General features: G+C 27.9%; 13 protein-coding genes and 1 other RNA gene. 4 read left to right on the top strand and 10 right to left on the bottom strand.

The window, feature by feature from the left end:
- Nucleotides 1–3: 3 nt before the first annotated feature.
- The 7 genes from Q6H37_RS15930 to Q6H37_RS15960 form a co-directional block, all read right to left on the bottom strand.
- The gene (locus tag Q6H37_RS15930) at nt 4–678 is read right to left on the bottom strand and encodes a TIGR04283 family arsenosugar biosynthesis glycosyltransferase (protein ID WP_318733901.1); all 675 of its coding nucleotides are present in this window, start codon (nt 676–678) and stop codon (nt 4–6) included.
- Nucleotides 679–736: 58 nt separating this feature from the next.
- Nucleotides 737–1,789: an ABC transporter ATP-binding protein gene (locus Q6H37_RS15935; RefSeq protein WP_318733903.1), complete on the bottom strand. Its 1,053-nt coding sequence runs from the start codon at nt 1,787–1,789 to the stop codon at nt 737–739.
- Between the two features lie 10 nt (nt 1,790–1,799).
- The gene (locus tag Q6H37_RS15940; RefSeq protein ID WP_318733905.1) at nt 1,800–2,603 is read right to left on the bottom strand and encodes an ABC transporter permease; all 804 of its coding nucleotides are present in this window, start codon (nt 2,601–2,603) and stop codon (nt 1,800–1,802) included.
- Between the two features lie 39 nt (nt 2,604–2,642).
- Nucleotides 2,643–3,503: an ABC transporter permease gene (locus Q6H37_RS15945; RefSeq protein WP_318733907.1), complete on the bottom strand. Its 861-nt coding sequence runs from the start codon at nt 3,501–3,503 to the stop codon at nt 2,643–2,645.
- A gap of 40 nt (nt 3,504–3,543) precedes the next feature.
- Entirely contained in the window at nt 3,544–4,776 is a 1,233-nt protein-coding gene (locus tag Q6H37_RS15950) for an ABC transporter substrate-binding protein (RefSeq protein WP_412523861.1), read from the bottom strand.
- Between the two features lie 123 nt (nt 4,777–4,899).
- The gene (locus Q6H37_RS15955; protein ID WP_318733908.1) at nt 4,900–5,772 is read right to left on the bottom strand and encodes a nucleoside hydrolase; all 873 of its coding nucleotides are present in this window, start codon (nt 5,770–5,772) and stop codon (nt 4,900–4,902) included.
- Nucleotides 5,773–5,927: 155 nt separating this feature from the next.
- Nucleotides 5,928–6,161: a TIGR04540 family protein gene (locus Q6H37_RS15960; RefSeq protein WP_318733909.1), complete on the bottom strand. Its 234-nt coding sequence runs from the start codon at nt 6,159–6,161 to the stop codon at nt 5,928–5,930.
- Nucleotides 6,162–6,446: 285 nt separating this feature from the next.
- Here Q6H37_RS15960 and ssrS point away from each other — a divergent pair.
- A non-coding RNA gene (ssrS, locus tag Q6H37_RS15965) (6S RNA) lies at nt 6,447–6,639 on the top strand.
- A 108-nt stretch (nt 6,640–6,747) separates the two neighbouring features.
- On the opposite strand, the gene Q6H37_RS15970 is transcribed toward ssrS, so the two are convergent.
- From Q6H37_RS15970 to Q6H37_RS15980, 3 genes are all read right to left on the bottom strand, one after another.
- Nucleotides 6,748–7,275, bottom strand: a complete 528-nt coding sequence (locus Q6H37_RS15970) for an FIST N-terminal domain-containing protein (RefSeq protein ID WP_318733911.1) — start codon at nt 7,273–7,275, stop codon at nt 6,748–6,750.
- A gap of 248 nt (nt 7,276–7,523) precedes the next feature.
- A complete protein-coding gene (locus Q6H37_RS15975) occupies nt 7,524–9,125 on the bottom strand; it encodes a cell wall-binding repeat-containing protein (RefSeq protein WP_318733913.1) in 1,602 nt (533 codons plus the stop codon).
- Between the two features lie 941 nt (nt 9,126–10,066).
- A complete protein-coding gene (locus Q6H37_RS15980) occupies nt 10,067–10,318 on the bottom strand; it encodes a hypothetical protein (RefSeq protein ID WP_318733915.1) in 252 nt (83 codons plus the stop codon).
- 321 nt (nt 10,319–10,639) lie between these two features.
- Here Q6H37_RS15980 and Q6H37_RS15985 point away from each other — a divergent pair, with 321 nt between their 5' ends.
- From Q6H37_RS15985 to Q6H37_RS15995, 3 genes are all read left to right on the top strand, one after another.
- A complete protein-coding gene (locus Q6H37_RS15985) occupies nt 10,640–11,332 on the top strand; it encodes a PsbP-related protein (protein WP_318733916.1) in 693 nt (230 codons plus the stop codon).
- 486 nt (nt 11,333–11,818) lie between these two features.
- Nucleotides 11,819–12,184 carry a hypothetical protein gene (locus Q6H37_RS15990; RefSeq protein WP_318733919.1) on the top strand — a complete coding sequence of 122 codons (366 nt, stop codon included), beginning with the start codon at nt 11,819–11,821 and terminating at the stop codon, nt 12,182–12,184.
- Complete coding sequence (locus Q6H37_RS15995) at nt 12,177–12,791, top strand: DedA family protein (protein ID WP_318733921.1); 615 nt, start codon at nt 12,177–12,179, stop codon at nt 12,789–12,791. Before Q6H37_RS15990 ends, Q6H37_RS15995 begins: the two co-directional genes overlap by 8 nt.
- The last annotated feature ends 58 nt before the right edge of the window (nt 12,792–12,849 follow it).

A 12,849-nucleotide genomic window follows, 5' to 3' on the forward strand; every position in this document is an offset into this window, starting at 1 on the left:
ATTTTATCTCACATCCTTATAAATTTTAGCTAATTTATCTGTAGGTGTTCCTAATAAGTACAGCAATTTTATTTTATGCATCAATAAGTGGGTTTTTAATTGTCCTCCATTTTTAAATCTTCTAGCTGAAGTACCTATGGTGGTGTTAATAAGCTTTAGCTTACCCATCTTTTTAATCAAAAGTGAAAGTTCCCAATCTTCCATTATTTCTTGCTTAGGATATCCTCCTACGCCTTCAAACACATCTCTTCTAACAAAAATCCCTTGATCACCAAAGTACAATCCTAAATATTTAGCTCTGAGATTGGAAGTTGTTGATATATACTTCATAAACAATGTATCATAATCATAAAATTTTAATGAGAATCCTCCACCAACATATTTTTCATCTATAGCTAACTGAATTTTTTCAATAGAATTCTCATTGACAATTGAATCTAAATGAACAAACCAAAGTATATCTCCTCTGGCCTTTGCAGCACCTTTATTCATCTGATTTGCCCTTCCTCTTTCACTTAAGACTACCTTAGCAAATCTCTCTGCAATCTGTTTTGTACTGTCACTACTTCCACCATCTACTATAATAATTTCTTTATTACCCTTTAATCTATTAAATTGAATCAAACTTTTTTCAATATTTTTCTCTTCATTTAATACAGGAATTATAATCGATACCATAATCATCACCATCATTAACATTTTTCAAGCTTCATTATGAAAATTAAAGTTTAAATAATTACTTTTCTTTGTCAGGGGTTGAATAAAAAATTCCCTTTGAAAAATTTATATTAAGTTTTACATTTTCACCTATATTAAATTTCATATGCTTATTGGATATTACCTTGAAATCATTTTCTTCAGCTTCAACGATATAGTGAATTTTATCTCCTAGGTATCTTCTCTTTTTTATAATGCCATATATAATATCACTAAAGTTGCTTTCTTCGTTTTTAGATAAAAGCTGTATATCTTCTGGCTTTATCATAATTTCACCATTTTCTTTAGAAAATACTTCTATTTGAAAATTTCCAAGTTCACAATGAAATATTCCATTGTCAACATAACCTTTTATATGATTTTTTTCTCCTAAAAAATCTGCAACCAATGGATCTATAGGCTTTTCATAAATATTTTCTGGAGTATCAAACTGCTTTATATTTCCATTCATCATTATTGCAATTTTGTCTGACATCATTAGAGCTTCCTCTTTATCATGAGTAACCAAAACGGTGGTTATTCTAAGTCTCTTTTGTATATCTAACACCAATTCCCTCATTTCATCTCTCAGTCTCATATCTAAGCTTGAAAAAGGTTCATCTAATAAAAGAACTTTAGGTTCAACTGCTAAAGCCCTACCTAATGCAACCCTCTGCCTTTGACCTCCTGACAATTCTTTTGGATATCTTTTCTCTAAACCCTGGAGTTTTAACAAAGTTACTATTTCTGCAACCTTGTTATCTTTAATATGTTTTTTTACACCAGCCATTTTAAGACCAAAACCAATATTATCCTCTGTATTCAAATGAGGAAATAGCAAATGGTCTTGAAATACAATTACTGTCTTTCGTTTTTCTGGTGGTACATTTAAAACAGAATATTCATCTATAATTATATCTCCATTATCAGGTTTCATAAGTCCAGCAATAATTTTTAATGTAGTACTTTTTCCACATCCAGATTCACCTAAAAGAGATATTATTTCACCATCATCTACGAAAAAATTTATATTTTTCAATACTTTTGTTTCATTAAAACTTTTATTTATATCTTTTATTTGTAACTTAGCCATATGTTTTCTCCTAAATATAAAAATGATTTTCTATTGCATAGTAAGCTTTAACTTTTTTCTCCATTATAACTAAAAGTATTAAAGTAGTAACTATAAATACAATACTATAACAAGCTGCTATAGTTCTATCTCCACTTTGAATGAATGGAAACATAAGCATAGAGAAGGTTATAACATTTCCACCTCCTACTATAAAGGTTAGAAAGTACTGGCTTAAGGATACTATAAATACTAAACTTGCTGCAGATATTAGACCTGGAGATATTAAGGGTAAAGTTACATAAAAAAAAGTCTGCAGCTTACTTGCTCCTAATGTTCTGGCCTGAAATTCCATAGATTCACCTAAAATTTCAAACACATCAGTAAGTATCCTTATACCATAAGGCAAACATGGTATTAAGTGTACTAAAACTACACCTAAGAATGTATTTGCAAGTCCAATTTTTATAAAGAACACCTGAATACCAATACCAATTGCCACTGGTGATATAATAAGTGGTAAAAGTACAAGCAGTTTAAAAAAACTTTTTCCTTTAAATTCATATAATCCTAAAGCTCTAGCAGCTGGTATACTTATTATTAAAGTGATTACAGTAACTACAAAGGATAAAAAAATACTATATAAAAGTATTTTAGTAGAATTACCATAACCAGTTAAAAAATAATTTATTCCTCTTAAGCTATACTCTCTAGGTACAATATATGGCCAAGGCCATCTTTTACTAAATCCCCATAATAGCAAAACTATTAATGGTAAAACAATTAAAAAGACAGCCAAATAAATAACTATATTAAAAGCAATATTTTTCTTCATAAACCCTTTCACTCCTGTATAAAATCAAAGCTTAAAACTTTATATATTTCTGCAAACCAAACTAAGAGTTTTATCATAAATCCATACTATTATTATAGAAATAAAAGTAAGAATAACATTTAAAGCCATTGCATAAGGTCTATTAGAAATATCAGGATTTGAATATTCTATAAACGCTTTTATTGGTAAAGTTTTAGGTGTAGTAGGTCCAAGCAAGTATGGAACTTCAAATGCACCAAATGAAAATGCAAATATAATAATAAAAGAAGATATAATTGAAGGCCATGATAAAGGAAGTATAATGTACCAGAAACGCTGTCTTCTGCTAGCCCCTAAATTCACAGCTACCTCCTCAAGATTTCTATTTATGTTGCTCATAAATGCATACACTACCATAGCTACAAATGGTATCTCCTTCCAAAGATAAGTCATTATAATTCCAATACCATGTCTATCAAAAATTAAATTTGGAAAATGTGATTGTTCCTTTAACATACCAAGTCCATATAAAATTCTAGGCAACAGTCCACTTTGAGATAGAATATTGAACATTAAAAAAGAAGCAACCATATGAGGTACTATTATAGGAAGTATGTACAACGTTTTTTCTATACTTACTCTATGCTTATTAATAAGCATAGAGTAAGCAAGTACTACACCAACTATAACTGCTATGATTGATGAAATCAATGAAATTTTCAAGCTAAATATTAAAGATTCTAAAAAGCTTTTATCAGAAATTATAGAAACATAATATTTAAATGTTAATTCTCTAAGACCAATAATAGGCATATATCCTAAACTTTGTGCTAAAGCCATTATTATGCCAGATGCCAATATTCCAAGTAAAACAACCGCAGCTGGAAGAAGTAATATATATGGCTTAACTTCTCTTTTCATTTTGCAATGTCCCCTTTAAGTATTTATCAAAAATTTACTACTATTTATCTCCTGGAATTTGTTCTAACCAAATCTTTTCTATAATAGGTACCAGCTGCGCTGGAACTTCAGGAATTCTATGACTCAATAATTTTTCCTGAGGTATTACTCCTTCTCCAACTTTAATTTCTTCAAATTTCTTCTTTTCATCTGCTGAAAGTTTACTGTTGTCTAAAACCGGTAAATCTCCCCAACCTTCTGGGTCATATTTTGATGCTTGTGCTTCAACGGTAATTATTGCATTTATAACAGCCATTGCTCCTGATTTATTAGGTGCATTATATGGTATTGCTAAAAAATGAGTATTTCCTATAGTTCCCTTATTAAATATAAAACTTTTTGTATCTTTTGGATACTCACCGCTCTTTACCTTACCAGGTATTGAATTTGGATTATAAGACATACTCATAAGCAATTGATTATCTGCATACATATTATCTAATTGAGCTATGGTAGATGGGTAAGTTTTTCCATTATTCCACAAATAAGGTTTTAATTGCTTTAAATAATCCATAGCTGGTTGAATTACTTTCTCTACTGATGCTTTATCTGGCTTTGCATTAGCTATTTTATCATATCCAACAGTGTCATATATAATGTTTCTTACAAAAGCACTTCCAGTAAAATCAGGAGGTGCAGAATATGTAAATTTGCCTGGGTTTTCTTTTGCAAATTGTAATAATTCCTGTGCACTTGCAGGTATCTTCGATACCTTATTTTCATTATACACCATTACAAATTGTGCTTTTCCATAAGGTACTTCATATCCTTCCACAGAATATCCAAAATCAGATTTTACTTCTATTGAATTCTTATCTATGTACTTATTAAAATTAGGCAGCTTTTCTGCAAAAGGTCCATAGAGTATTCCTGCTTGCTTTGCTGTATAAAAGTTTTCTCCATTAATCCAAACTACATCAATAGTTCCCTTTTTATTATTCGCCTGTTTATCTCCAATCAACTTATTTAATATGTCCTCAATATTCATAGGAACTCTTTTTAAGGTTATATCATATTTGTCCTTTAACATTTTAGTTAAATAATCATCAATCCACGCATTTGTTGTTTTACTTCCACCCCAACCATAAAAATTAACGGTTGTTCCTTTAGCTTCTTTTAATATGGTATCCCAATTTTTATTCATTGTATCGTCAGTTGAACTCTTCTTTTGAGCACATCCAAAGGAACCTATTGATAACATAAAAATCATAAATAATGCCAATATCTTTCTCACATTTTTGCCCTCCCTATAATATATACATTTCTCTAAAAATCCATATTATTATATCATATATAAACAAAACAATATCCAAAAATAAGTATTGCTTATATTTAAACGTTTTACTATAACTTTTTATTATTTAAGCCTTTCCCAAGCTTCAAATACAATTTTATTAAATTCTTCTCTATTTTTTATGCTAGTTGGAATATTTATTTTTGTTGAACTGAATTTACTATTATCAATTTTAAGATATCCTTTACCTAAATCAGTTTTACTTGAAACCACATACTCATATTTATCTTCAAAAAGTTCTGGATTTGTAACATATACCGCTGATACAATGTCCCAATTATAAAATCCCCAAATTCCAAAAGTTTTGTGCACATAATTATACCAAGGTTCTATATTTCTTGCTATAAATTCATATATACGATGATCACTTTGACATTTCAATTTACTTAGCTCTTTTTCTCCAAAAAAAGCTTGAAGACAAGTATGTCCCGTTAATATAGTTATATCACTATTAGAATTCAACACTTCATATACAGCTGAAGGATCACAAGAAAAGTTTAATTCATCTAAATTCACACCATTTATCATGAGAGGTTTTGTTATTCCACCCATCAAAACTATCTCTTTTATATTGCAAAAAAAATTATTATCTAATTCATATGCACCATATAAATTAGTTAGTGAGCCTGTTGCAAGTAAAGTAATTTCTCCAGGATTTTTGGCTGCTTCTCTTGCTAAAAAATTTGCTGCATCACTTATTCTATATTGTGATGATTTAGCCCCTTTTATCAAAGGTATATTTTTTATCTCTAAAAAATTAAACATATTCTTTGTATTTTCAAATACCTCATCAAGAGAGCTATTTCCATAAGTTGTTGTTATACCTTTTAACTCTATATCCTGCCTTCCAAGTAAATACAGAATTACAAGTCCATCATCTACATCTCTACCTGGTAGTCCCATAGTGTTATCACAATCATACAGTAATTTTTTCATAAACCACGTACTCCTTTTTCAAAAGTTCTATTTAATATTAGTTTATATATAAAAAGGGCTTTCCCAAAATAAAAATATAATATATTAAGATTTCAACTTAAAAACTTAATATATTATATAAAGCTTACTTTAGGATAACCCCTTTTATATATGAATTATTCCATTGTTTTTTGTATCTTGTTTATAACATCCACTCTTTCAGCACCTAAAATACCAGCTAGTTTTGTTGGCATGAATCCATTTTTATAGACCCTATCACCATTGGCATTTATTATAGCTATAATAGTTTTTTCTAATTCCTCATAACTTAATAAACCCTCAAAATACGTATCAACTAAATCTCTCAATTTACTTGCTAATTCTTTTGGATTTTTATAACTTGCTCTCATTTCTAATATACTCCTATGTGATAAAATTATTTTGATATAAACATAAAATATTATACTGTATTTACTTAATTATTGCAAATGTATATATTTTACACTAAATTGAGTAAATATTACTTTGTTAGTTTATCACTTAAGGAATAAATTACTATATATAAATCTCTTGAATTGTAACTTTAAATCTGTTATCATATTCACATAGAACAATAATTTATTTTACAGATTTAATTTTAATTAGTAATTTTGTAAAATTATTGAGTTATAATTCTAAATCTAGATTTTAAAATATGTTTTCTGGAGTATTCGTTAAGCTCTTATTTTGAACCTACATTTTTACTTAGGGAGTCCGATAAGTTAAATGTGGAAATGTACCTTTCTGTGAGTCCTTTTATGGCATTTAAGGCGATTGAATCATTTATGCTGACACCCACCTATCGTTAGATAGGGATCAAAATTAGAGTACCGATATTTTGGATATATATTTTAGTGAATAGAAAGCCATTACTTAATTTTTAAGTATTGGCTTTTATCGTTTCTTTTAAATTTATATTTACAAAAATAGTACTGCCTTTAATTACTTCCACTCATTTCATATTAATCTACTCCCTCCTTTAAAGCTGATTTTGAATATTCTACAGATCAACATAGTTTGATTAAAATGATAATCATTCAAAGGTATGTCATATACATGCAGTAAAGAATTAATTGTTGAAAGTACTTTTTTCTCACTATTAGTTGTACCAACACAAAATTCAAGGCATATTGTATTACTAACAGCCCCTAACTTACTAATACAATCTTGTACCTTCTGAATATATTTTACAGGATACTTGTCTATGTCTTCAATTACGCCTGCAAAACATTCTATTCCTTCTTCAAAGCTCATAGCTAATAAAGCTCCATTAGTAAGTCCATATTTACAAATTTCTTCATACACATAGATTCCAATTATTACATAATTAGGAAATTTATTATATAAAAGCTTAGAAAATTGTTCAAATCGACTTTTACTTGTATAGTAAATTATTAATTTAGGATTAACAAAATCCTTTGTAGCTTCATCTAATGCTATCTCAAGATCATCCGACATTCCTCTTCCAACTTTCGTTTTAACCATTCTTTTATTTCCCCCTTATCTAAATAATACATTTAATATAATAATTTTACATTTTTTCGCAATAAAGTAAACATAGTTAGAATATAATTTTATATTTAACTTAATTTTATATTTAACTTTCTAAAATTGCTATTAAAAAAAATAAAAGACAAAGCTTGACTTTTAGGCTTTGTCTTTTATTTTAACATTAATCCATTTATTTAGAATGTATATATCATCATTTCTATTAATATTAACATTTTCAGTTTCTAATTATTTTCTAGTTCATTTAACAAACTTAATAATTTGTGAGCATATTCCTTATCTGAAGCCCATTTACCATTTCCCAGGTCTTCAATATTAGGAGCGCATCCCCTTTGTACAAGATTAAATCTTGGATCAATTAATACTTCTCCATCTGGTAATGGATTTTTACTGCTGTATGCAAATAGGTGCTGAATATGGCATTTAACTCCATCATCTTCGGTAGGAAAACTTAAAGCTTGTCCTCTTCCGTTGTTATCTAAAGCCCCCAAACCTGCGTAATTATTCATATTTAATGTGGTTATTGAAGTATCAGAATATCTTAAAAAGTTTGTTTCTAAACACATCTGTACCCATACGCATTCCAACCTTATTCCATAAATGTCACAGTATTTCTTATAAATATTAGCTAAATAAGGAGCATTAGGATTTCTTTTTCTTAGAAATTTTTCACATTGTTCTACTGATACTTGCGATTGTCCAATTATAGGAGTTATTGAACTATTATTTTCATCATTATTTACATTTTGATATTCATTTGAATTTTCATTATTATTTTTATTCACATCTGGAATTCCATTTTCTCTACTATTGTTTATACTATCACTATTATTTATACTAGCAGTAGTATTTGATTTTAATAAAGTTTGTAGTGTTGAATCTGCAATAACACCTTGACCACCAATAACATCAATTTCTCCTACATTCTTTCCATTTTGATCTAAAAAGTTTTTAACTTCATTCATATTATTTTCATCCACAAAAAATAGTGGACCTTTATTCTCTCCTGCTAATGGACTTATACACAAACCATCAGCAAAGGCTTTACTTGATGCTAAATAAATCTTATTTAACTTCATTTTATCCTTAAAAGAATTGTACACTTCAATGTTTGTATCAACTTTATTATATCCTAAAGTTTTTAAATGTTTTCCGCCTAAATGCTGTTCAATATTATTTAAAAAATCATAGTCATCCTTTTCTCCTATAATATTATAGGTATGAGTTGTATTATCTATATTCTTTTTAACTACATCTGGAACACCATCTTTATTAGTAAAAATTATAGGACTATGAGATATGGTAGCTATTGGACTAATTGCTAATGCATCTCTCCAATCTTCGCCATCTACCACATAAATAGAATTATTAGGATTTGTTATGTGACTTGCTACTTTTACTGCTGTTTCATATCTGTCTTGGCCTGCAATTCTTTCTTCAATAGATATGCCCATATTTCCTAGTTGTTTTTCAACATTTTTAGATATTAAGCTTGGACCACCTAAAATAAATACTTTTTTAACTCTTAATCTATTTAATTCATCCACTACTGTATCTGGAATATTATCCTTTTCCGTAAGCAGTATTGGTGCTTTGTATTGATCTGCTAATGGTGATGACACAACAGCATCTGCATACATTTCACTATTAACCAAAACCGCATAATCACTTTTAGTCCAACCAGAATCTGCTATACTACTGCAAGTTTCAAAACGATCTTGACCTGATATTCTATTTACTTTTATATCACTGGCAAGTACTTTGGATGTATATAATAAGCATGTACTTGATGCTAATAATAAGGCTGCTAAATGTTTTTTTAACATTGTCATTGTACTCTCCTATCAAATTGTATTTTATAAATTAATATTGTTCATGTAACAAGCATAATGTGACGCAAAATTAGTTGACAATTGTCCTCTAAAAAATGCTTCACAATTTATTTACAATATAAAATATATTTTATTTAACTTTCTAGAATTTATATAAATATCTATTTAAAGTAAAATTTATAACATTTTATATTTTACATCTTAAACTATATTTTATCAAATTAAATCACCAGCAATGTATTATTACTTTTTTAAATTAATTAAGGTTACTATGATATTTCATTAAAATATTAACTATTAGTCAAAATTAGAGCCATTATGAAAAAACTTTACTAAAAACAAAACGAAACTCTATAATAGATTGCCTAGAGGAAACATCACACACTTGCGTACTGCTTCGCAGTTCGCATCTTATTGATATTATATCACTATTATCTTATCATAAACATAATCATTTAACATATAATAACAAAATTTGTAAAAATATTGACAAATGATTGCATATAATATAAAATTTTTATATTATGGATGATTGCAGAATTAAGAATTAAAGAATGTGGATAACTTTTGGAATTTTACTTGAAAATCCACAAAAATACAGCACAACAAAAGCCTTTTGGTAAAAAGGCATGTGTAGCATTTGAGCTTATATTCACTTGTGGATATGTTGATTAAGCTGCTATTTTAAGAAGTTTATTTATACTTCTAATATATTCTGGTTTGTTTATGGTGTAAGCCAGTATTATATTTATAAGTTTAGAAATAGCAGTTAAGTATATATAGATCAAAACGCATAATAGTGGTATTTATTGTTCTTGGGTGTTCAATGCATAGATTGTATTTAAAAGAAGCTATAGATCTCTCAATACCTGCACGAATAGGGTATGTTTCCTCCCATTCTGAACAATTCCTTTGAACACCAGGATAAACATATGTTATACGGCCACTTTTGTCATCTGTACAAGCATTTTCGCATGTATGATAGCATTTACTTTTTTATCCCCGAAAGATTTTAAGCAAGTAAATTTAAATCTTAAACTTCTATTTTTATCTTTACAAGGACCTTCAGATTTAAATTCGACCTTAGTTAATGGACAAAGAGGAATTCCTTCAGTAGTATATTCTAAACCTCTAACTTTGTTATTAGTTTGTTTACATGGGTTAAAAGGATTTATAAAAATCTTCATCGAAGAATTTTATATTCAAAGGAATACCCCAGCCATTTGTTAAAAGACCAAACTTGTAGAAGCACCCCAAAATGTTCAGCAAGATCAGTTTGAAAGTCAGTTTTAAATCAAATTCCTGTTCAAAAATATTAAGTTGTTTAATTTTATTAAAACAAAACATGTTTGTTCTCCTCTTCCGTGTTTTATTATTTTGTATGAATACATTTATTATCTCATGGCGGAGAAAAATATAAAGGCCTAACGGCTAAAAAGTTAGGCAAGTCAACGCTTTCGGAATTCCGCAAGCTACTAATCTTTATATTACATTAGGAGGAAAATTAGATGAAAAAAAAATTAATATCTATTTTACTTTGTGGATCAGCATTGTTAAGTGTACCAACTTGTGGATATCTAAGATCAGTTGTAAAACAACAAAGTAGAATTGAATATGAGGAAAAAAATAAAGAACTTATAGAAAAAGGTAAGCAACTAAGTGCACAATCACAAAATCCAAAAGAACTATTAGAATCTGTAGAAAATACTGAAACAACGGATTCTAAAAACTTACAACCAAAAGACTTTGAAGATTCAGAGAAAAAATTCAAAATATCAGTACCAAATAGTTGGAAGGAAATTGATGAAATTAAGAAAAATAATCCTGAAATATCTATAGCAGTAGGTGATTGTGACACTAATTGCTATGCAAGTCTAATGTATGTATCTAAAAAAAATTTATCAAGTGACATTACATTAGAAAAATATAATAATACTCTTATACAGAAAATAAATAAAGAAGAAAAAGATAATAGTGGAGTATATGATGTTAAGGATATTGAGATAAATGGATATAAAGCCAAAACTTTTTTACTTAACTCTACAGTAGAGTTTCAATCACGTTCTAGATATGCCGTAATAGAATTACCAAATAATTTTGTTTGTATTAGAACATGGACAAAAGCAGGTAACTGGTATAATTATATGAGCACTGCACAAAAAATTGTAAGTTCATTTCAATCATTAAATTCAGGCAAATAAAATGTAACCGTAAAAAAATTAACGTCTTTTCCTAAAAAGTTATTTTTACAGATATAAACAATAAGGGAGCAAATCTGTAAAAATAACTTTTTTGACAGTTAATCAAGAAGCTTATTAAAGTTATCCTTTTTTAGGGTCATAAAAATGCTAATTATTTTTTTATTTCTTAGCTAGACTTTTTTATAGTAATCTTGCTATAAGCATAACCTGTATTAACTATTTAATTAGCATGAATTTCTCTATATTTTACGATAAGGTTAAATATGCTCTAAATATTATAATAAGTGACCAAACAAATTTTACATGATATAATTACCAAAAGGTAACTATGTTTATGCATTTTCTAATGATACTCATGAGAGTATAAACCCTACTTATTACGGTTAGATATATATTTGGTAAAAACATTATAAATACCTATATGCAATATGTTCTTTTTAAAAATTGTATATAAAAACTATAATAATACAAGTGAGATGGATATTTATGACAAATAAATCGAAAGTAAGTATATTATCAATTTTAATTATTATAATTATATTTATAACAATCAGGCAATCCATAATGCTACATAGAGGAATTAAAAAAATTAAGATTCCTAATAAAGAAAGTAGACAATTGGGAAATATGAGCACTTATAAATGGCTGACTGTAAAAAAAATATCTCATATATATAATATAAACGAACAAGAAATTTTTAAACTCCTTGAAATTACTCCTCAAAGTGGCGATGAAAATATCTCCATTGTTGAATTAACGAAAAAGTATAATAAAACTCCAGAAGAAATGAAAAAAAATTTAAGAAAAGTTATAAAAAATCCAAAAGATTCAGAAGGTAAAAAACATGAGTAGTTTTACTAATTTATTAATAATATATTTTAGAGATTATAACATTTGGTTTTTAAGTATCTTAATTATGCTTGGATCTATAGGGATTCCAACAGGAGCATGTTTGGTAGTACTAGCATCTGGCGCTTTTGCTTATGCTGGTGAATTTAATATAGTAATTCTTTTATTAGAAATTTGGTTTCTTTCATGTGTTGGTGATATTATTTCCTATATTCTATGGAAATTTTTAGGTCACAAATTTTTAAATAAATCTCTACGATTGAAAACTTATTTCCATCCTAAAATAATAAAAGCACAAAATTATTTAAAAAAACATGGCAAAGATACAGTTTTTTTTACTAGGTTTTTAATATCTGTAATGGGACCTTTTGTTAATGCAGCAGCAGGAATTGTAGAGTACAAATTGGTAACTTTTAGTTTGTTTGTTGCTTTGGGCGATTTATTATGGTCGTGTATGTACTTAGGTTTAGGCTATTGGTTTGGTGATTCCTGGGAGAGCATAGTTCCTATCGTAACACAAGCAGGTGAATTTTTAACTTGTATAACAATTTTAGTTATTAGTATATACTTTTTTGTTAAAATCATTAGATCAAATAAACAGAAAAGTTAACACTAATAAATTGTGATATAATCAATCTATAGAAATTTTACAAACTTAGGAGAATAAC

This window comes from Clostridium sp. JS66 (assembly GCF_033561535.1).
Taxonomy (GTDB): Bacteria; Bacillota; Clostridia; order Clostridiales; family Clostridiaceae; genus Clostridium_AM; species Clostridium_AM carboxidivorans.